Below are 20,642 nucleotides of genomic sequence, written 5' to 3'. Positions count from 1 at the left end.
TGAAGGTCAGAAGCCGAGCGCCTGAGCACGGCGCTTGATCTCCCGGGCCAGGTCGCCGCCGAGTGCGATCGCGGCGTTGCCGCCGACCTCGGGATCCGGCGCGTAGAGCCACCGGAGGGCCTCTTCGTCGTTGTACCCGGCGTCGCGGAGCAAGTTCAGCACGCCGGGCAGGTGCTTCAGGACGGTGGCGTTGGCGATCAGCTCGGCCGGGACCAGACGCACGCCGTCGCGCCGGACGACGAGCAGGTCACCGTCCTTGACCATCTGGTTGACCTTGCTGATCGAGACGCCGAGCTTCTCGGAGACATCCGGCAGGTTGACCCAGCCGGACGGTTCGGTGGTGACGGGTTCGCTCACGCGTACAGCGTGCCAGACCAGATCGGAGAACAGTTGATGAGCCTGTGGCGAAGGATGCGCGGCGAGCTTGCCGGGGCCTGGCGCTCGGTGCGGTACGACCTGCGCGGGCGCCCGGACTCCGCGGATGTCACCTCGACCGGGCTGAGCACGTTCCCCGGCTCGCTGATGGAGTGGCGGACCGCGCCGCCGGAGACCGACGCCCGGCCGCCGCGGCGATTTGTCGCGGTGACGGCGTTGTGCCTGCTGGCGCTGGCCGGCGCGATCGGGTCGTATCTGCTGGTCACCCGTGGTCTCGCGGCCGCCGGCGACCAGCCGCTCGCGGCGCCCGCCGCCGAGATGCCCGCGAGCGCGCCGCGGACCGGCGCGCCCGGCGAGCCGGAGACCGGCGCGCCCGAGGAGCCGGACGACGCGATCGGGCCGCCGAGCCCCACCAGGACGACACCTCCGGTTCCGGGCACCACGCATGCGACGGGCGCCGCGGTGCCCGTCGCGACCGGAGCCGGCACCTCGGGGATCGGAACCCGGCGTCCCCCCGCGCGTCACCGTCCGGCGGCCACCCCGGAGTGTCACTGCGTCACTCCCCCGGTCCCCACACCCACCGCGCCGTCACCGAGCTCCGGCCGCACCCCCGGCCCGGCCGGATCCCCGTCCGGCAGCCCGGCGGCCACCCCCGGCGGATCGGCGGAACCGAGCGCGAGCCCGAGCGATCCTGGCGCCGACGCCGGCCACCGACGTGACCGGCGCCACTGGAAGAAACACGGCTAGGCGGTGTCTCGTAGTGCGGTCGCCGCGAATCGGCGCTGGTCACCGTGGTTCAGGTACCCGTTTGGACTCAGCTGTGACATCCTGGGTCACCCTCACCGGAAAGACACATACACTTCACGCCGATGGACACCACAGTCGCCGATACGTTGATCGGCACAACGATTGACGGGCGCTACCGGATCACCGGTCGCGTCGCCCGTGGTGGCATGGCGACCGTGTACCGGGCCACCGACGAGCGGCTCGGGCGCACCGTCGCGTTGAAGATCATCCACCCGTCGCAGGCCACGAACGTGCACTTCGTCGACCGGTTCACCGACGAGGCGAAGACGATCGCCCGGCTCACCCACCCGAACGTCGTGGCCGTCTACGACCAGGGCCGCCACCAGGGTCTGCCGTACCTGGTGATGGAGTTCGTGCAGGGCAAGACCCTGCGTGACCTGCTGGCCCAGCGGCGCAAGCTGACCGCGGTCGAGGCGCTGGCGATCCTCGAGCAGATGCTCGCCGCGATCGCCGCCGCGCACCGCGCCGGCCTGGTGCACCGCGACGTCAAGCCGGAGAACGTGCTGGTCGCCGAGGCGCCCAGCGGTGGCTCGGCCGATCTGGTGGACGCGGTGGTCAAGGTCGCCGACTTCGGTCTGGCGCGGGCCATCGAGGCGAGCACTGTCGACGAGTCCGGCCAGCTGATGGCGACCGTGGCATATGTGGCGCCCGAACTGGTCCAGGCCGGTCAGGCCGACGCGCGCACCGACGTCTACTCGGCCGGCATCGTGCTCTACGAGATGCTGACCGGCCAGGTGCCCTACGACGGCGCCGACCCGGTCGAGGTCGCCTGGCAGCACGTCGACAACGACGTCCCGCCCCCCTCCCGGACAGTTCCGGGCCTGCCGCGCGCGCTCGACGAGCTGGTCGCCCGGGCCACCAAGCGGAACCCGTCCGAGCGGCCGACCGACGCCGGCCGGCTGCTCACCGAGGTCCAGGCGGTCCGTGACGGCCTGGGCGGGATCAACCTGCAGACCGCGATGATGCCGCAGGTCCCGGGCCGGCCCGCGGACGCGACGACGATCGTCCCGGCCGTGCCGGCCATTGACGCGACCGCGCTGGTCCCGCCGGTGCCGGGCGGCTTCCACCAGCCGGGCGCCCAGCGCCCGCCCTGGGCCCGGCTGCCCGAGCAGGGCGGCGCCGCCCCGCGCCCGACGGCGTATGGGCGGGGCGCCGCCGACCCGCGCGGCCGCGAGGGCTTCTTCTCCGACCGTCGCCGGGTCACCCTGGTCTCGCTGCTCGCGGTGATCGTCCTGGTCGTGATCGGCAGCACCTGGTGGGTCACCTCCGGGCGGTACACGGACGCGCCCACCCTGGTCGGCCTGCCCAAGGCGAACGCCGAGGCGGCCGCGAAACAGGCCGGCTTCGGCGTCTTCTACGCCGACCCCGGGCAGTACAGCCCCACCGTCCCGAAGGACTCGGTGGTCAGCCAGAACCCGGGCCCCGGCGAGAAGGTGGTGAAGGGCGACACGCTCACCCTGATCCTGTCGCTCGGCCCCGAGGTGCACCCGGTGCCCGACGTGAGCGGGCAGGAGGCGGCCGCGGCGAAGGCCTCGATCGAGGAGCTCGGCCTGAAATACAAAGAGGTCAAGGGCGCCTACAGCGACACCGTCCCGGAGGGCGTGGTGATCTCCACGAACCCGAAGGTCGGCACCGAGCTGAAGCCCGGCGACACGGTCACCGTGACGCTGAGCAAGGGCCGCGCCCCGATCACCGTGCCGAACCTGGTCGGGCTGAACGTCAACGACGCCCGTGCCCAGCTGCAGAGGGCCGGCCTGACCGCGCTGGAGCGCACGAAGGACAGCAACGAGCCGGCCGACCAGGTTCTCGCGCAGACGCCGAAGGCGGGCACCGGCGTGGAGAAGAACGCCGAGATCACCCTCGACGTCAGCAAGGGCCCGCCGCTGGTGACCGTCCCGGACGTGAACAACCAGCCGTGCGGCCAGGCGGAGCAGACGCTGAAGGGCCTCGGGCTCCAGGTCCAGGTGAACAACCTGAACCCGCTGAACCCGAACGCCGGTGTCCACCAGCAGAACCCGGGACCGAACGCGCAGGTCCCGCCGGGCAGTGGAGCGCAGATCACGTGCTTCTAGACCGCCGGATCGGGTCACACACGAAGACGTCGGGCGGGCTGGCCAAGGCCGCCCTCCCGTACGCCGACGCCGCCGGGTCGGAGACGCTGCAGGTGTACGTCTCCAACTCGCGCGGCTGGGCGCTGCCGGCCGGCGACCCGAAGCAGGACACGCTGTTCCGCGACGGCATCGGCGAGCGGGAGCTGCCCGCGTACATCCACGCCTCCCTGCTGGTGAACCTCGGTTCGCCGACCGGGCTCACGGTGGAACGCTCGATCGCCACGCTGGAGCACGCCCTGCGGCGCGGCAAGGCGATCGGCGCGACCGCTGTCGTCTACCACGCCGGCAGCTCGGTCGACGAGGCGCACGCCGAGAAGGCCATGCATCAGCTCCACGAGCAGCTGCTGCCGCTGCTGGAGACGGCCGCGGCCGAGGGCCTGCCGAGACTGCTGGTCGAGCCGAGCGCCGGCGGAGGCCGCAGCCTCGCCTCGAAGGTGCAGGACCTGGAGGCCTACCTGGCGGCCGTCGAGGGGCACCCGTGGCTGGGCGTCTGCTTCGACACCTGCCACGCCTGGGCCGCCGGGCACGACCTGGCCACCCCGGGCGGCATGACCGAGACGCTGGACGCGCTGGTCGCCGCGGCCGGCGCGGGCCGGTTGCAGCTGATCCACGCGAACGACTCGAAGGACGCCTGCGGCTCGACCCGCGACCGGCACGAGACGATCGGCAAGGGCACGATCGGGACGGCGCCGTTCGCGGAGCTGTTCCGTCACCCGGCGACGGCCGGGGTGCCGGTCATCGTGGAGACGCCGACGGTCGAGCACGAGGGTCACGCTGCCGACATCGCACTGCTCAAGGGCCTGCGGGACGGGTGACCTCCGCGCGCAGGGGTGTACCGGCAGTACGTCGCCGGGGCGCGGCTGACGTCGTACCGTCGCAGGGGTGAACAACCGAGCCGAAGTGCACGACTTCCTCACCTCCCGCCGCGCCAGGATCACCCCGGAGCGGGCCGGGATTCCCGCCGCCGGGCAGCGCCGCGTGCCGGGATTGCGCCGCAGCGAGGTCGCGTCGCTGGCCGGGGTGAGCGTCGAGTACTACGCCAAGCTGGAGCGTGGCGCGCTGGCCGGGGTCTCCGCCGGGGTCCTCGAGGCGATCGCCCGCGCCCTGCAACTCGACGACGCCGAACGTGCCCACCTGATGCGCCTCGCGCAGGAGGCCAACGGCACCAGCGTGCTCATCCGGCCCAGCCGCCGGCCCCGGCAGTGGACCCTGCGGCCGAGCCTGCAGTGGGCGCTGGACGCGATCACCGCACCCGCTGCCCTGGTGAACAACCGGCAGGACCTGCTCGGGGTGAACCTGCTCGGCCGGGCCATGTACAGCGACCTCTACGCCACCGCGGGCGGCAGGGTGCCGAACTTCGGCCGGTTCACGTTCCTGGACGCGGCCGCGCACCGCTTCTACCCCGACTGGAACCTCGCGGCCGACATGCTCGTGGCGAACCTGCGCACCGCGGCCGGCAAGGACCCGCACGACAAGGGCCTGCACGACCTGGTCGGCGAGCTATCCACCCGCAGCGACGAGTTCCGGCGGCGGTGGGGCGCGCACAACGTGCGCCTGCACAGCACCGGCATCAAGACGTTCCACCATCACGTCGTGGGCGATCTCGAGCTCATCTACGAGACCATGGACCTGCGCGCCGAGGACGGGATCAACCTCACCATCTACACCGCCGAGCCCGGCTCGGCGACCGCCCAGGCCTTGGCGTTGCTCGCGTCCTGGGCGGCGACCAGCGAGAACACTCCCGCCTCGGCGGACCACTGACCCGTCCCGCCGACCGCCGGCCGCCTCCCGCCGACCGCCCGCCGGCCGCCGGCCGCCCGCGGAAGGTGTCAGGGCTTGCGGGCGACCGCGCCGAACTCGTCGACCTCGCGGAGGTCGTCGCCGGTGGCGTCCGGCGACGGGCGCCACCGCGAGCACGGGACCAGGCCCGGCTCGACGACCTCGAGGCCGTCGAGGAAACGGGCGATCTCCTCCGGGTGGCGCAGGTGGTAACCGAGCGGCGCGTTCGCGTTCCACACCGCGATCGCCTCCGTGAAGGCCGGCCCGTCGATCACGTCGGTGCCGTCGGCGGTGACCAGGTAGCTGCCCGGCGGCAGGGCCGCGAGCAGCTCGCTGACGATCGCGGCGGCCCGGTCGAGACCCGGCACGTGACCGAGGATGTTCATCAGGATCAGGCCGACGGGCTCGGTCAGATCCAGCGTCGCGCCGGCAGCCTCGATGATCGCGGCCGGCTGGTGCAGGTCGGCGTCGACATAGTCGGCCCGGCCCTCCGGCGTGCTGGTCAGCAGGGTCCGTGCGTGCGCGAGGACGAGCGGGTCGTTGTCGACGTAGACGACCCTCGCGTCGGCGGCCGCGGCCTGCGCCACCTGATGGGTGTGCTCCGCCGTCGGCATGCCGGTGCCCACGTCCAGGAACTGGCGGATGCCGGCCTCGGTGACCAGGAAGGTGACGGCCCGCCTCAGGAACGCCCGGGAATGCCGCGCGACGAGAGTGATGTCCGGGTAGAGCTTCGCGAAGTCGTCGCCGACCGCCCGGTCCACCGCGAAGTTGTCGGTGCCGCCCAGCCAGTAGTTCCACACCCGCGCCGAGTGCGGCACGCCGTTGTCCAGATCGTCGGTCATGCCCACGCCCCTTCACGGTCCGGGCCGAGCATATGTCCACATCAGACGCGCTTCAAGGCGCCAGCAGCGCGGCGAGGAGGCTCGCCGGCCCGGCCGGGTCCACGACGCCCGGGGCGCGCAGCAGCTCCACGCGGTGCACCAGGCGGGGCACGCCGAGCGGGATTGCGGCCAGATCGGCCCGGCCGGTGAGCAGCCACTCCGGCAGCACGGCCAGGCCGTGTCCGGCGGCGATCAGGCCGGTCAGGACCGTCGACTCGGCGCCGTCGTAGTGCAGGCCGGCCCTCAGCCCGTCGACCGGGAGCCGCCGGAAAGGAGTCACGCCGGGGGCGTCGATCCAGTAGGCGTCGGCGAGGTCGGCCAGGTCCACCGACGTACGCCGGGCCAGCGGATGCCCGGACGGGACGGCCACCACGGCAGGGCACTCGGCGACGCGTAGCGACCGCGGGTCACCCGGCTCGGGCAGGCGCAGCGGATCGCTCGGGGCGGTGAAGCCGTCGACGAGGCCGAGGTCCAGCGCGCCGGTGGCGGTCGCGGTGACGATCCGGTCCAGCGGCGCGACCAGCAGGCGGGTCGCGAGGCGGGCGGACTCGGCGCGGATCCGGGTCAGGGCCGCGGCGACCGGTGCCGACCAGGCGAGCGGGGTCAGGCCCAGGGTGAGCCGGCCGGGCGGGGCGGACGTGCGGGTGACGTCGGCGCGGGCGGCTTCGAGACGTACCAGCAAGATCTTGGCATGGCGCCGGAGGCGCTCACCCGCCTCGGTCAGGCGGACCGGGCGCCGCGTGAGCAGGGAGGTGCCGAGGTCGCTCTCCAGCGCGGCGATCTGCTGCGAGACGGCCGACTGGGTGAAGTTGAGGCGCTCGGCGGCAGCGGAGAACGAGCCGGTCTCGGCCACCTCGACGAAAGTGCGCAACAGGTGCGGGTCCACATCACGAACGCTAATGCCAGCTGTACGAACGATCGTTGGACCTGATGTCCCGACCAGGCCGACGATGGTCGCATGATGTCGATCGCTCTGGTCGGTGACCGGTCACCGACAGTTCGTGCGCACGCGCGCATTCCCCTGATCATGGACGCCCTGCGCGACAGCGAAGGGCTCGGCCTGGACGTCTACTGGGTGCCGACGCCTGCGGCGGAAGATCCGGCGGCCCTGCGGGGCTTCGACGGGATCTGGATGGTGCCGGGCAGCCCCTATCGCAGCGAGGCCGGCGCGATCAGTGCCGCGCGGACCGCCCGTACCGAAGGAATCCCGTTTCTCGGCACGTGCGGCGGGTTCCAGCACGCGATGCTGGAGTTCGCCCGGGATGTCTGCGGGCTGGACTCGGCACGGCACGCCGAGAACGACGCCGCAGGCGCCTCCACGGACGATCTCATCGTGGCGCTGTCCTGCTCGCTCGCCGGACACGAGGCCGCTGTGGATTTGACCGCCGGCTCGCTCGCGGAGCGGCTGCTCGGGGCGTCCCGGACGGTGGAGCGGTACCACTGCTCGTACGGGCTCTCGCCGGTCTTCCTCGATCTTCTGCGGGCCCACGGCATGCGCTTCACCGGCCACGACGAGTCCGGCGAGGTGCGGGTCGCCGAACTCGGCGATCACCCGTTCTTCCTGGCGACGCTCTTCCAGCCCGAACTGGCGAACGAAGCCCCGCATCCACTGATCCGGGGCTTCGCCCAAGCGGTCGCCGACTCAACCCGGATGCACGCCACAGGGCCTGTCCGTGCTGCCGGAGAAGCTGTTTGAACCGGAACCTACGCATTTCGCCCGCCGATGACGAGGGTGCCGGAAGCAACCAGCGCTCTCGTCATCGACTGCCCGAGAGGGTGAGAAGCTACTCGAGCGAAGCGAGGCAATCAGACTCAGTTGTCGGTGTAGCTGAACATCGCGGCCGCGGTGAAGCGGCTCGTCTTGCCGGTGCCCGAGGTGAAGCTGACCGCGACCGGCCCGCCCTGCGTCGCCGCCGGCACCGTGCACTGGAAGACCAGCGAGCTCCCGGAGCCCTGCTTGACGCAGACCGCCGCGTTGTCGCCGAACTTGAAGCCGGTGGACTCGGCGGCGTTCGCCCCGGCCACCCGGACGGCGACCCGGGCGCCCCCGGCGATCGTGTCGCTCTTCGCCGACAGGCTGGTGACGACCGGCGCGATGCTGACGTCGGCCGGCTCGCCGGCGATGGTGTCGTGGGTGACGGTGAGGGTGGCCGTGTCGGTGGTCATGGCGGGCATGACGACCTTCACGTGCTTCTCGTCGACCCAGCTGGTGCTGAGCGCCTTCTTGCCGGCGGACACCCCGATCCGCTCGGCGGTGAACTCCCTGGCGGTGCCGCCGACGGTGCCGCCGGTGATGGTGAGCAGCAGCGGCCCGCCGCTGGCCTTGGCGGTCGGCGTGCCGGTGGTGTCGATGCCGAGCGCGGCGCGGTAGTTCACCTTGCTGGACCCGTTGGCCTCGCTGACGCCGCCGGTGGACTTGACCTTGACGACGGCGGTGCCGTTCGTGCCGGCCGGGGCGACCACGGTGAGCTTGGTGGCCGACACGACGGTGACCGCTGTCGCGGCCGCGTCGCCGAACATGACCGCCTGCGGGTCGTCGGGGTCGACGCCGAGGAAGCCGGTGCCGTTGACGGTCACCAGGGTGCCGCCGACCGAGCTGAGCTTGGCCGGGGTCACCGAGACGATGCCGGGGTAGTACCCGATGGACGATGCCGACTCCGGCCCGGCCGTTCCGCGGCTGAACAGCTGCATGGTGACCGCGGTCGCCGCGGTGGTGGCCGGCGCGACCACCTTGAGGTGCGTCTCGTCGACGTAGGCGACCTGGGCGGACTTCCCGCCGACCCGGGCGGTGATCCGCATCGCGCTGAACGCCTGCGGCGTCGCGCCGACGGTGCCGCCGGTGACGGTCACCGGGATGACGGTGCCGCCGGTCGAGCGGGCCGGGATCCGGTCGGTGAACTCGGCTCCGAGTTCGACCGGGCCGGCCTGGGTGGAGGCGAACGCGGTGCTGGAGACGCCGGCCACCAGGAGGGTGGCCACGGTCGCGACGCCGGCCGCGGCACGGGATTTCTTCGAGTACGTCATTGCTGCCCTCCTGATCAGTCGAGGTCGGTGTAGCTGAACGCGGCGGCCGGGGTGAACTTGCTGGTCGCCCCGGTGCCGGAGGTGAAGGTGACCCAGGTCGGCCCGGCCTGGCCCGCGGCCGGGACGGTGCAGGTGTAGACCAGGCCGGAGCCGGTGCCGCTGACCGGGCAGACCGCGGGGTTGTCGCCGACCTTGAAGTCCGTGGCGGTCGCCGCCCCGGCGCCGGCCACCTTGACCTTGATGGTGGCGCCACCGGTGAGCGTGCTGGTGTTCATGGACAGGCTGGTCACGACGGGCGCGACGGGCACCGTGACCGGCGGGCCGGCGACGACGTCCTGCCGCACGACCAGGTCGAGGTTCTCGCTGTTCGACGGCGGGACGGTGACCTTCAGGTGGGTCGCGTCGACGTAGGTGGCGGCGAGCTTGGTCTTGCCCGTCCACACGGTGATGGCCGAGGCCGCGTACTCAGCGGCGTTCGCACCGAGTGTGCCGCCGCTGACGGTGAGCAGGTGCACACCGCCGCCGGCCCGCAGGTACTGTCCGCCGTCGATGACCAGCGGGCTGCGGTAGGCGACCTTCGGCCCGTCCGCGCTGCTGCCGCCGGCCGTGGTGACCTTCACCGCGGCGTTGCCGGCGGCGCCCTCCGGCACCACGGCGTCGATCTGGACGGCCGAGATGACCTGGAAGTACTTCGCGTTGAAGCCGCCGACCGTGACCGCGCCAGGGTCGGCCGGGTCCACCCCGCCGAACCCGGTTCCCATGATCTTGATGGTGTCGCCGCCGGTCACCGCGACCGAGCCGGGCGAGACCGTGGCGATCACCGGGTAGTAGTTGACCACCGAGGTGGACTCAGGCCCGCTGAAGCCTTCCTGCACCAGCTGGATCTTGGAGGGCGCCGCCTTGGTGACCGCGGGCAGTCCGATCTTGACGTGGTTCTCGTCCAGCCAGGTGACCTTGCTGGTGGCGATGCCGCCCACCTTCGCGGTGATCTTCAGGGCCGTGAACTGGGACGACGTGGCGCCGACGGTGCCGCCGGTGACCGTGGCGATCACCTCGCCGCCACCGGTGGCCTTCGCCGCCAGCGAGTCGAACTCGGCGCCCAGCTTCAACCGGTACCCGAAGATCGACGTGGTGTTCTTGCTGGTCCCGGCGGCGGTGACGACCTTGATCAGGGCGTTGCCGGCTCCGGCCGGGGACACCGCGACGAGCTTGGTGTCGGACGCGACCCGGACCTCGGTGGCCGGCTGGTCCCCGAAGAGCACCTGCGGCGGGTTGTCCGGGTCGGCGTTGAAGCCCGAGCCCCAGACGGTGACCGGCGTGCCGCCCGCGAGAACACCCATGAGCGGCGTGATGCTGGCGATGACCGGGCCCACGGTGGCGGCCCGGACCAGGCCCGGCGCGGAGTACGCGGCGGACGGTTCGGCGATGGCGACCGCGACGGTGCCGGCGACGGCAACCACGGCGGCGGTGAATGCGGTGGCCCTCCGGGCCCGGAATGTCTTCGTCATGGCGAAGACTTGTATCGGGCCCGGAGGGCCGGACCTGCGGAAAGCCCCGGTTGCCTGTCCGCAACCGAGCGGGTTACGCCAGCAACCCGCCGAGAACCGAGATCGCCTCGTCGATGCCGTCGTCGTCGACGTCCAGGTGGACCACGAGCCGGGCCAGCCTCGGCAGCATCGCCGCGATCAGGACACCGCGGCGTGCCGCCTCCGCGGCCAGCTCCGGCGCGTCCAGCGGTGCCTTGGTCAGATCCAGCGGGACCAGGTTCGTCCGCACCTTCTCCGGGTCCACCACACCGTGCGGGGCCAGGCCCTCGGCCAGCCGGCGGGCCCGCGCGTGGTCCCGGGCGAGGCGCTCGACGTGGTTGTCCAGCGCGTACTGCCCGGCCGCGGCGAGGATGCCGGCCTGCCGCATGCCGCCGCCCATCCGCTTGCGGATGACGCGCGCCCGGGCGATCCGCTCCCGGCTGCCCACGACGAGCGAGCCGACCGGGGCGCCGAGGCCCTTGGACAGGCACACCGAGAGCGTGTCGAAGAGCGCGCCGTAGGTGGCCAGCGGCACCCCGTCGGCGACGTGCGCGTGCCAGATCCGGGCGCCGTCGCAGTGCAGGGCGACCCCGGCGGCGTCGGCCACCGCGCGCAGGTCCTGCAGCGTGGCGAGCGGGGTCACGCCGCCGCCACCGAGGTTGTGGGTCTGCTCGACGGCGATCGCCGCGGTCGGCACCGACGGGAAGCCGGGCGGGCGGATCATCGTGGCGATCCGGTCGACGTTCAGGGCGGCGCCGGTCGCCGCCCAGGTGCGGGTCGAGATGCCGCCCAACAGGGCGGCGGCGCCCAGCTCGTACGTCACGACGTGCGCGTCCGCCCCGGCGAGAAGCTCCCCGCCGGGCGGGGTGACCAGCTGCAGCGCGATCTGGTTGGCCATCGTGCCGGACGGGGCGAACAGCGCCGCCTCGTGCCCGAACAGCTGCGCGACGTGCTGCTCCAGCGCGTTGACGGTCGGGTCGTCCCCGAACACGTCGTCGCCGACCACGGCGGTCGCCATGGCCTCCCGCATCCCGTCGGTGGGACGGGTCACGGTGTCCGACCGCAGGTCAACCACGGAGCATCTCCGCCACGAGGAAGGCCAGTTCCAAGCTCTGCTGGGTGTTCAGCCGCGGGTCGCACGCCGTCTCGTACCGATCGGGCAGGTCCAGGTCCTCGATGCCCTGTGCCCCGCCGAGGCACTCGGTGACGTCCTCACCGGTCAGCTCGATGTGGATGCCGCCGGGGTGGGTGCCCAGGCCGCGGTGCACCTCGAAGTAGCCCAGCACCTCGTCGACGATCCGGTCGAAGTGGCGGGTCTTGTAACCGTTCGACGACTCGTGGGTGTTGCCGTGCATCGGGTCGCACTGCCAGACCACCTTGGCGCCGGTGGCGTGCACCTTCTCCACGATCGGCGGGAGGGCGTCACGCACCTTGCCGTTGCCCATCCGGCTGATCAGGGTGAGCCGGCCCGGGATGTTCTCCGGGTTCAGCTTCTCGCACAGCTCGATCGCGGTCTCCGGGCTGGTGCCGGGGCCGATCTTGACGCCGATCGGGTTGGAGATCCGGCTGATGAAGTCGATGTGCGCGTGGTCGAGCTGCCGGGTGCGCTCGCCGATCCAGAGGAAGTGCCCGGAGAGCCCGTACGCCTTCCCGCCGGAGACCCGGGTCAGGGCGCGGTCGTACTCCAGGGCGAGGGCCTCGTGCGAGCAGTAGAGGCTGACCGTCCGCAGCGCCTCGTTGTCGGTCATGCCGCAGGCGCGGATGAAGTCGAGCGCGCGGTCGATCTCGCGGGCGATCGCCTCGTACCGCTCGCCGGCCGGGGAGGCGCGGACGAAGTCCTTGTTCCAGTCGTGCAGCCCGTGCAGGTCGGCCAGGCCACCGGCCAGGTACGCACGGAGCATGTTCATGGCGGCGGCCGAGTTCGCGTACGCCCGGATCATCCGCTGCGGGTCGGCGATCCGCGCCTTCTCGTCCGGGTCCAGTGCGTTGATCATGTCGCCCCGGTACGCCGGGAGGCCCAGCGAGTCGGTCAGCGACGACCGCGGCTTGGTGTACTGCCCGGCGACCCGTGCCACCTTCACGACCGGCATCGAGGCGCCGTACGTCAGGACGACCGCCATCTGCAGCAGCGTCCGCGCGTTGGCGAGCAGGTGGCTCTCGGTGTTGTCGGCGAACGTCTCCGCGCAGTCGCCGCCCTGGAGCAGGAACGCCTTGCCCTCGCACACCTCGGCGAGCCGCACCCGGAGCTGGTCGACCTCGTAGGGCGCGACGATCGACGGCACGTTCTCCAGGGTGTTGCAGACCGCGGCGACCTCGTCCATGTCCGGCCAGGGCGGCATCTGCACCCGGGGAAGGGACCGCCATCGGTCGAGGCCCAAGGCTTCGTCCTCGGCGGAGTCGGTGGACGGACGGGAGGTCGCGACTCCCGGGTGACTCAGTTGATGCCACTCACGGCGCATGAGGTAGAGCCTACGAAAACGGGGCACCGGGTCTGGACCCGGTGCCCCGCATTTCAACTAGTTGATCAGAGGTTGCCCTTGATCGAGGAGATCAGCTCACCGTTGCTGGTGTCGCCGGAGAACTCCCAGAAGAAGGCGCCGCCGAGACCCTGGTTCTTCACGTAGGTCATCTTGCCGGCGATCGTCGACGGGGTGTCGTAGCTCCACCAGTTGCTGCCGCACTTGGCGTACGCGGTGCCGGCCACCGTGCCGGTCACCGGGCAGCTGCCCTTGAGGACCTTGTAGTCCTCGATGCCGGCCTCGTAGGTGCCCGGGGCGGCGCCGGTCGCGCTGCCACCCGGAGCGGCCTGGGTGACCCCGGTCCAGCCGCGGCCGTAGAAGCCGATGCCGAGCAGGATCTTGCTGGCCGGAACGCCCTTGCTCTTCAGCTTCTGGATCGCGGCGTCCGAGTAGAAGCCCGCGGTCGGGATGCCGGTGTACGACGTCAGCGGCGAGTGCGGGGCGGTCGGGCCCTGCGCGGCGAACGCGCCGAAGTAGTCGTACGTCATCGGGAAGACCAGGTTCAGCTTCGAGATGCCGGAGGCGTAGTCGGCGACGTCGAGCTTGCCGCCGTTCGAGCCGTCCGCGGAGATCGCCGAGGTGATCAGGAAGCTCGAGCCGAACTTGTTCCGCAGCGCGGAGATCACCTTGTTGTACGAGTCCGGGCCGGACGCGTCGCAGCTCAGGCCACAGGCGTTCGGGTACTCCCAGTCCACGTCGATGCCGTCGAAGACGTCCGACCAGCGGGAGTCCTTGACGAGGTTGTAGCAGGAGTCGGCGAACGCGGCCGGGTTCGCGGCGGCCTGGGTGAAGCCGCCGGACCAGGTCCAGCCGCCGAACGACCAGATCACCTTGATGTTCGGGTACTGCTTCTTCAGCTTGCGCAGCTGGTTGAACGAGCCGCGCAGCGCGCCGGTGTCCCAGGTGTCGGCCACGCCGTCGACGCTCTCGGCCGCGGAGTAGGCGCGGTCGTAGTCGGCGTACGAGTCACCGATCGAGCACTGCCCGCCGGTGGTGTTGCCGAACGCGTACAGGATGTGGGTCAGCTTGGCGGCCGAGCCCGAGGTCACCAGGTTCTTCACGTGGTAGTTGCGGCCGTAGACGCCCCACTCGGCGAAGTAGCCGACGACGTTCTTGCCACTCGGGCCGCTCGTCGGCGGCGTCGTGCTCGGGCTGCTCGACGGCGAGGACGTCGCGCTCGGCGAAACTGTCGCGCTCGGCGAGGTGGTCGGGGACGAGGACGGAGGGGTCGTGCCGCCGCCGCAGGCGCCGTTGTCGACCCAGACGTCCCACTGGCCGCTGTGCGTGGCCGGCGACTCGTTCTGCGTCCACCACTTGGCGGTGTAGTTGTGGCCGCTCTGCGAGGCGACGTTGTCCTTGACGTAGGCGGCGGTGGCAGACCAGGCGGTGGCACACGCGGTCGCGGCGTTCGCCTGCACGAGCGGGACCGACGCCGAGGCGCCGATCACCACCGCACTGACGAGCAGCGCCCGGCGGAGGGTTTTGCCCACGGGGTCTCCTTTAATATTTAGGAAACTTTCCAGAGAGAGGATGAAGAGACCGTAGTCACATTGATTAACACGAGTCAAGCCTGGTGAAGACCTTTAAGGTCTGTTTAACGGAGACCGCAGGGCGAACACGGCGTGCGTTCAAGCCACTACACCGCGTAGGCTTTCGCCATGACCATCTTCGACGTCGACATCGACGCCCTCACCGGCGGTACGACCGATTTGGACCGCTACCGCGGATCGGTCCTGCTGGTGGTCAATGTGGCCTCGCGCTGCGGCCTGACCCCGCAGTACGACAAGTTGCAGCCGCTCTACGACGCCTACCGCGACCGGGGCCTGGTCGTGCTCGGCGTGCCCTGCGACCAGTTCGGCAACCAGGAGCCCGGCACCGCGTCGGAGATCGACGAGTTCTGCCGGACCACCTACGGCGTCACCTTCCCGATGACCGAGAAGGTCGAGGTGAACGGCGCCGGCCGGCACCCGCTCTACACCGGGCTGATCGGCGGCGGGCCGGACATCCGGTGGAACTTCGAGAAGTTCGTGGTCGGCCCCGACGGCACGGTCACCGCCCGGTTCGGCCCGCAGGTCGAGCCCGACGACCCCGAGGTCGTCGCCACCATCGAGAAGCTCCTGCCCCGCTGAGCGAGCTGGCGAGCGAATCCATGGGCACAGTCCGATGAGCATTCACGTGATGGGGGTCGACGCGTACGCGCTCGGCTGGGTCGGGGTCGAACTTCGCGACGGCGCCTTCGGGCGGGCCGTCCTCGCCTCGACGCTCTACGAGATCGTCGCGGGCAGCTCCGGCGCCGCGGTGATCGGCGTCGACATCCCGCTGGGCATGATGCCGGACCGCTGGCGCGCCGCCGACACCCTCGCCGCCGACCAGCTCGGCCCGCGCCGCAGCAGCGTCTTCCGCGTGCCGCCCCGCGCGGTCTGGGCAGAATCGGACTTCGCCGCCGCCAACCGCCGCTGCCGCGAGCTGACCGGCGCCGGCCTGAGCCGCCAGTCCTGGGCGTTGCGCCCCAAGCTGCTCGAGGCCAACGCGCTCTGGGAACGCCACCCCGGCCTGCTCTTCGAGGCCCACCCGGAGGTCAGCTTCCGGACCATGGCCGGTGAGCCGCTGCCCTGGGCCAAGAAGACCTGGACCGGACAGTCCCGCCGTCGCGACCTCCTCGCCCGCAACGGCATCACCCTCCCCGACCAGCTCGGCCCGGCCGGTCAGGCCCCGCCCGACGACATCCTCGACGCGGCGGCCGTCGCCTGGACCGCCCACCGGGTCGCCACCGGCGCCGCGTTGTCGTTCCCGTCCCCGCCCGAGGAGGACAACGGCTCCCGCATAGCCATCTGGTACTGAAAAGGCCCATCCCCGCGTACGACATTCTCGGCGCCCGCTCTCAGGCGACACGACCCAGCCCCGCCCGTGCCCTCGCGAGCACCCCCGTGGCCGGGCCACTGCCGCGACTCACCCCTCGGCTGGTCCTCACGGTCGTCATTCGTTCCTCATGACAACCGTGAGAACCAGCCCACGCGAGGCACCGGCCCACTCGCGGAAGCGGCGCGGGGTCACGGGCTTCGGCTGGTGCTCATGGGCGTTATGAGGCACGAATAACGCCCATGAGGACCAGCCGGGAGCGGGAGCCGCGGCGCCGGCCCAGCCACCCGGCCGCTCGCGCGGACACGGGCGGGACCGGGTCGTGTCGCCTGAGAGCGGGCGCCGAGAATGTCGTACGCGGGAGTGTTCTTACATGGCCTGAGCGGCGATCTCCCGGGCCCGGTCGCGCGCCGCCTCCAGGGCCGACAGCATGGCCGCGCGAACCCCGTGCTTCTCCAGCTCCCGGATCGCCGAGATGGTCGTGCCGGCCGGGGACGTCACGGCCTCGCGGAGCTTGACCGGGTGCTCGCCGGAGTCGCGGAGCATCGTGGCCGAGCCGAGGGCGGTCTGCACGATCAGCTCGTGGGCGACCTGGCGGGGCAGCCCGAGCAGGACGCCGGCGTCGATCATGGCCTCGACCAGCAGGTAGAAGTAGGCCGGGCCGGAACCGGAGAGCGCCGTGACCGCGTCCTGCTGCGACTCGGGGACCCGGACGGTGGAGCCGAGCGGCGTGAACATCGCCTCGGCGACGGCCAGGTGCTCCTCCGTGGCGTGCGCGCCCGCGGAGATCGCCGTCATCGCCTGGTCGACCAGGGCCGGGGTGTTGGTCATGACCCGGATCACCGGGGTGCCCTCGGGCAGCCGGGCGGCGAAGAAGCCGGTCGGCAAGCCGGCGCAGAGCGACACGACCAGCTTGCCGGACGGCAGTGACGGGCCGACCTGGTCGAGCAGGGTGCCCGCGTCCTGCGGTTTGGTGGCGATCGTGAGGATGCCGGCGCGTTCGACGGCTTCGGCGTTGGTGACGACGGCAACCCCGTACTTCTCGGTCAGCTCGGCGCCCCGGGCCGGACGCCGCGCGGTGACCAGGACCCGGTCGGCCGGCCAGCCGGACCGGAGCAGGCCGGCCAGGACGACCTCGCCCATCTTGCCGGTGCCGAGCATCGCGACGGTGTGCTTGGTCAACGTAGTGCTCCCGGGTGCGGAATGAATGAAGGCCGGCGTCAGGGACGCCGGCCTTCATCACAACACGATCAGTTACCGAAGAAGACCTCGGCCTCTTCGTACCGCGACAGCGGAACGGTCTTCAGCTCGCCGGTGCCCTCGATCAGCGGGACGCGGACGATGTCGGTGCCGCGCAGCGCCATCATCTTGCCGAAGTCGCCCTCGTGCACGGCGTCGATCGCCTGCAGGCCGAAGCGGGTGGAGAGCACCCGGTCGAACGCGGTCGGGGTGCCGCCGCGCTGGATGTGACCGAGGACGACCGTGCGGGCCTCCTTGCCGGTCTTCTCCTCCAGCTGCTGCGCCAGCCACTGGCCGATGCCGCCGAGGCGGACGTGGCCGAAGCTGTCCAGCTCCTGGCTGGCCAGCGCCATCTGGCCGTCGAGCGGCTGCGCGCCCTCGGCGACGACGACGATCGGCGCGTACTCCACCTGGAAGCGCTTGGTCACATACGTCGCGACCTGCTCGACGTCGAACTTGCGCTCCGGCAGCAGGATGACGTTGGCGCCACCGGCGAGACCGGCGTGCAGCGCGATCCAGCCCGCGTGGCGGCCCATGACCTCGACGACCAGGGTGCGGTGGTGCGACTCGGCGGTGGTGTGCAGCCGGTCGATGGCCTCCATCGCGATGTTCACCGCGGTGTCGAAACCGAAGGTGAAGTCGGTCGCGTTGAGGTCGTTGTCGATCGTCTTCGGCACGCCGACGACGTTGACGCCCAGGTCGTTGAGCTTGGTCGCGACGCCGAGGGTGTCCTCGCCGCCGATCGCGACGAGCGCGTCGACGCCCTGCTCGGCCAGGTTGGCCTTGATCTTCTCGACGCCACCCTCGATCTTGAAGGGGTTGGTGCGCGAGGAGCCCAGGATCGTGCCACCGCGCGGCAGGATGCCACGCACCTCCGCGATGCCGAGCGGCTTCGTCAGACCCTCCAGCGGGCCCTTCCAGCCGTCGCGGAAGCCGACGAACTCGTGACCGTAAGCGGTGACGCCCTTGCGCACCACGGCACGGATGACCGCGTTGAGACCGGGGCAGTCGCCGCCACCGGTGAGCACGCCGATACGCATGTTTCTCCTCGTCCTTCCCCTTGCGGGTAGCGAGATGCAGATAGCCCGTGAGAGCCCCCGGGAGCGTCTTGCACGGCAGCGTTGCCGGGCCCGGGGCGGGCCGCACGCCGAACTCTAGTCTCTGTCCCGGCAGCTGCTGAAAGCGGCCCTTTCACAGCAACGACTCGACCGCCCCGAGCGCTTCGGCCTCCACGCCGAGCCGGGCCCGGACCACTGTCAGGCCGGCCGCGGCGCTCGGCGCGCAGTGCCGCCGCAACGACTCGCGGATGCCCTCGATCACCTGGTCGCCGGGTTCGGTGAACCGCCCGCCGACCACGACGACGGCCGGGTTGAGCAGGTCGCAGACGACAGCGACGGTTCGCCCGATCAGGCGACCGGCGTCCAGCAGCGCCCGCCGGGCCGGCCCGTGGCCCTCCGCGGCCAGCGCGATCAGCCGCTCCTCGGTCGGTCTCTCCAGCAGCGCCCCGAAGTAGGACGGCATCAGGAACGCCCCGAGGCAGCCGCGCCGGCCGCAGACGCAGAGCGGTCCCATGTCCCGGACGGTGAGATGGCCGATCTCGCCGGCGTAGCCGATGCTGCCGCCGTACGAGCGGCCGCCGGCCACGATGCCGGCGCCGACGTACTGCGCGGCCTTGAGGTAAAGCACGTCACGTGCGCCGCGGGCCGCGCCCCGGCGGGTCTCGGCGAGGGCCGCGAGCTGGGCGTTGTTGCCGACGACGACCGGGCAGCCGAGCATCCCGGAGATCAGCTCGCCGGGTGAGAAGCCGGAGAACATCGGGAGAACACTGCGGGCGCCGAACTCGCCGGTGACCGGGTGGACCGGGGACGGGACGCTGAGCGCCACGGCTGGGTTGTCGTGACCGGCCAGCAGCTCGGCCGCGTACTCGGCGGCGGCCCGGATCACCACCCGCCCGTCGAGGCCGGGCGCGAGCGGGCGGAAGCCGTCGGCCAGGCGGTTCCCACCGCGGTCGGTGAGGATCGCGCGCAGGCCGTCCAGGTCCATGGACATGCCGAGGACGACTCCGGGCGGGGCGGCCATCCGGAACGACGGCGACGGCCGGCCGGACCGGGCCGGTGGCGGGCAGGACTCGATCACCCCGTCGCGGGTCAGCTCGGTGAGCGTCTCGGTGACCGCGGCCCGGGGCAGTCTGGTGATCCGGGCCAGGTCGCTGCGGGTGGTCGCGCCGCGGGCCCGCAGCAGATCGACGATCACCTCACGCCGGACGGCCCGCTCGTGCTGGCCGACCTTGACGTGGATCTCGCGCAACGTCCGGTCGCCGCGGGCCACCGGCGTCGCGCGCATCGCGAGCGTCACGGCGCCCAGCAGGCCGGCCCGCCCGGTCAGCCCCGTCATCCGGATCTCGGTCGTCGCCGCCACCTCGGGCTGGGCGTAGCGGCGCATCGCCTCCCGCACCCCGGCCAGGACCGGCCCGTCCTCCTCGATGAGCGGCCCGTCCAGCACCACCAGCTCCGGGTTCACCGTGTTGGCCAGGTCGGCGAGCACCCGCCCGAGCATCCGGCCGGCGTCGGCCAGCACCCGTTCGACGGCCGCGTCGGTGTGGGACAGCGCGACGGCCCGCGCTGCGGTCAGCGGCTCGCCATACGCCACCTCGAGCGACGACAGGATCTGCCGGGTCGACGCGATCGTCTCCAAACAGCCCCGGTTCCCGCAGCGGCAGAGCGCCCCGGTCTCGTCCACCTGCACGTGCCCGAGCTCGCCGGCCACCCCGGTGGCGCCCGGGTGCACGTGCCCGCCGAGCATCAGCCCGCACCCGATGCCGGTGGTGACCCGCAGGTAGCAGACGTCGCGCCGGCCGGCCGCCACGCCGTGCGCGGCTTCACCGATGACGCACAGGTCGGCGCCGTTGCGGACGGTGACCCGATGGCCGAGCCGTTCGGACAGCTCGCGGGCCGGGGCGCGACCGGCCCAGCCGGGCAGCACGGTGCCGGGCTGCACGACCCCGTCGAGGATCGCCGCGGAGAGCCCGACGACGGTGGCCCAGACCCGGTCACCGGCGTACGCGCTCAGCAGCTCGGCGAGCTCCGCCGGATCGTTGCCAGGGTGGTGCCGCTCGTCGAGGATCCGGCCGGCCAGGTCGGCGACCGCGATCCGGATGCCGTCGCCGCCGACGATCGCGCCGACCACCACACCGGCCTGCTCGCCGAGCGTGAGCAGGCGGGCGGGGCGTCCCGGGCGGCTGCCGTCCGGGGTGGCGTCGGTCTCGGCGAGCAGGCCGGCCTCGAGCAGCTCGGCGACCAGGCCGGTGACGGTCATCCGGGCCATGCCGGTGCGCTTGGCGAGGTCGGCGCGGCTGATCCGGCCGGCCTCGCGGACCGCCGCGAAGATCAGATCCCGGCGGACCAGGTGAACGCGACGACCGGCCACCACCCGAGACTACGCCGGGGTTTTGCCGAACTTGAGCGTAATAGGGCCGTCGCGGTGACCGCGATCACCTCGGGAAAGGCTCAAAAGCGACAGAGA

General features: G+C 71.9%; 18 protein-coding genes. 7 read left to right on the top strand and 11 right to left on the bottom strand.

The genetic code is table 11. The features are described from left to right. Window positions 1-6 precede the first annotated feature (6 nt). Window positions 7-357 carry an Rv2175c family DNA-binding protein gene (locus tag Acy02nite_RS05610; RefSeq protein ID WP_203738703.1) on the bottom strand — a complete coding sequence of 117 codons (351 nt, stop codon included), beginning with the start codon at window positions 355-357 and terminating at the stop codon, window positions 7-9. Window positions 358-393: 36 nt separating this feature from the next. On the opposite strand from Acy02nite_RS05610, the gene Acy02nite_RS05605 reads away from it, so the two are divergent. The 4 genes from Acy02nite_RS05605 to Acy02nite_RS05590 all read left to right on the top strand — a co-directional run bounded on the left by Acy02nite_RS05605 (window position 394) and on the right by Acy02nite_RS05590 (window position 5,054). Beyond that, window positions 394-1,122 (top strand): hypothetical protein, encoded by a 729-nt coding sequence (locus Acy02nite_RS05605; protein WP_203738702.1) that lies wholly within the window; start codon window positions 394-396, stop codon window positions 1,120-1,122. Window positions 1,123-1,244: 122 nt separating this feature from the next. Further along, window positions 1,245-3,254 carry a Stk1 family PASTA domain-containing Ser/Thr kinase gene (gene pknB / locus Acy02nite_RS05600; protein WP_203738701.1) on the top strand — a complete coding sequence of 670 codons (2,010 nt, stop codon included), beginning with the start codon at window positions 1,245-1,247 and terminating at the stop codon, window positions 3,252-3,254. After that, the gene (locus Acy02nite_RS05595) at window positions 3,245-4,108 is read left to right on the top strand and encodes a deoxyribonuclease IV (protein WP_203738700.1); all 864 of its coding nucleotides are present in this window, start codon (window positions 3,245-3,247) and stop codon (window positions 4,106-4,108) included. Before pknB ends, Acy02nite_RS05595 begins: the two co-directional genes overlap by 10 nt. Before the next feature lie 67 nt (window positions 4,109-4,175). Next, window positions 4,176-5,054, top strand: coding sequence for a helix-turn-helix transcriptional regulator (locus Acy02nite_RS05590; RefSeq protein WP_203738699.1), 879 nt, complete (start codon window positions 4,176-4,178; stop codon window positions 5,052-5,054). 68 nt (window positions 5,055-5,122) lie between these two features. On the opposite strand, the gene Acy02nite_RS05585 is transcribed toward Acy02nite_RS05590, so the two are convergent. Both Acy02nite_RS05585 and Acy02nite_RS05580 read right to left on the bottom strand, forming a co-directional pair. Next, window positions 5,123-5,914, bottom strand: coding sequence for an SAM-dependent methyltransferase (locus Acy02nite_RS05585; protein WP_203738698.1), 792 nt, complete (start codon window positions 5,912-5,914; stop codon window positions 5,123-5,125). 52 nt (window positions 5,915-5,966) lie between these two features. Continuing rightward, the gene (locus tag Acy02nite_RS05580; protein WP_203738697.1) at window positions 5,967-6,839 is read right to left on the bottom strand and encodes a LysR family transcriptional regulator; all 873 of its coding nucleotides are present in this window, start codon (window positions 6,837-6,839) and stop codon (window positions 5,967-5,969) included. A gap of 72 nt (window positions 6,840-6,911) precedes the next feature. On the opposite strand from Acy02nite_RS05580, the gene Acy02nite_RS05575 reads away from it, so the two are divergent. Continuing rightward, entirely contained in the window at window positions 6,912-7,649 is a 738-nt protein-coding gene (locus tag Acy02nite_RS05575; RefSeq protein ID WP_203738696.1) for a CTP synthase C-terminal region-related (seleno)protein, read from the top strand. A gap of 116 nt (window positions 7,650-7,765) precedes the next feature. On the opposite strand, the gene Acy02nite_RS05570 is transcribed toward Acy02nite_RS05575, so the two are convergent. From Acy02nite_RS05570 to Acy02nite_RS05550, 5 genes are all read right to left on the bottom strand, one after another. Next, entirely contained in the window at window positions 7,766-8,977 is a 1,212-nt protein-coding gene (locus tag Acy02nite_RS05570) for an IPT/TIG domain-containing protein (RefSeq protein ID WP_203738695.1), read from the bottom strand. A gap of 14 nt (window positions 8,978-8,991) precedes the next feature. After that, complete coding sequence (locus Acy02nite_RS05565) at window positions 8,992-10,485, bottom strand: IPT/TIG domain-containing protein (RefSeq protein ID WP_203738694.1); 1,494 nt, start codon at window positions 10,483-10,485, stop codon at window positions 8,992-8,994. A gap of 73 nt (window positions 10,486-10,558) precedes the next feature. Continuing rightward, window positions 10,559-11,578 (bottom strand): threonine aldolase family protein, encoded by a 1,020-nt coding sequence (locus tag Acy02nite_RS05560; protein WP_203738693.1) that lies wholly within the window; start codon window positions 11,576-11,578, stop codon window positions 10,559-10,561. Then, window positions 11,571-12,962, bottom strand: coding sequence for a class II 3-deoxy-7-phosphoheptulonate synthase (locus Acy02nite_RS05555; protein ID WP_203738692.1), 1,392 nt, complete (start codon window positions 12,960-12,962; stop codon window positions 11,571-11,573). Before Acy02nite_RS05555 ends, Acy02nite_RS05560 begins: the two co-directional genes overlap by 8 nt. A gap of 65 nt (window positions 12,963-13,027) precedes the next feature. Beyond that, window positions 13,028-14,512, bottom strand: coding sequence for a glycosyl hydrolase family 18 protein (locus Acy02nite_RS05550; protein WP_203738691.1), 1,485 nt, complete (start codon window positions 14,510-14,512; stop codon window positions 13,028-13,030). A gap of 168 nt (window positions 14,513-14,680) precedes the next feature. Here Acy02nite_RS05550 and Acy02nite_RS05545 point away from each other — a divergent pair, with 168 nt between their 5' ends. After that, a complete protein-coding gene (locus Acy02nite_RS05545; protein WP_203738690.1) occupies window positions 14,681-15,151 on the top strand; it encodes a glutathione peroxidase in 471 nt (156 codons plus the stop codon). Window positions 15,152-15,185: 34 nt separating this feature from the next. Then, the gene (locus Acy02nite_RS05540; RefSeq protein ID WP_203738689.1) at window positions 15,186-15,863 is read left to right on the top strand and encodes a DUF429 domain-containing protein; all 678 of its coding nucleotides are present in this window, start codon (window positions 15,186-15,188) and stop codon (window positions 15,861-15,863) included. Between the two features lie 387 nt (window positions 15,864-16,250). On the opposite strand, the gene proC is transcribed toward Acy02nite_RS05540, so the two are convergent. The 3 genes from proC to Acy02nite_RS05525 all read right to left on the bottom strand — a co-directional run bounded on the left by proC (window position 16,251) and on the right by Acy02nite_RS05525 (window position 20,546). After that, window positions 16,251-17,042: a pyrroline-5-carboxylate reductase gene (gene proC / locus Acy02nite_RS05535; RefSeq protein ID WP_203738859.1), complete on the bottom strand. Its 792-nt coding sequence runs from the start codon at window positions 17,040-17,042 to the stop codon at window positions 16,251-16,253. An 89-nt stretch (window positions 17,043-17,131) separates the two neighbouring features. Then, on the bottom strand, window positions 17,132-18,160 hold the full coding sequence (locus tag Acy02nite_RS05530; protein WP_203738688.1) for a 6-phosphofructokinase: 1,029 nt from the start codon (window positions 18,158-18,160) through the stop codon (window positions 17,132-17,134). 151 nt (window positions 18,161-18,311) lie between these two features. Next, the gene (locus Acy02nite_RS05525; protein WP_203738687.1) at window positions 18,312-20,546 is read right to left on the bottom strand and encodes an ROK family protein; all 2,235 of its coding nucleotides are present in this window, start codon (window positions 20,544-20,546) and stop codon (window positions 18,312-18,314) included. Window positions 20,547-20,642 lie beyond the last annotated feature (96 nt).

Source organism: Actinoplanes cyaneus (genome assembly GCF_016862095.1).
Lineage (GTDB): Bacteria > Actinomycetota > Actinomycetes > Mycobacteriales > Micromonosporaceae > Actinoplanes > Actinoplanes cyaneus.
Note: the sequence above shows the minus strand (reverse complement) of the source record. Positions and strands in the feature narration are given on the sequence as shown.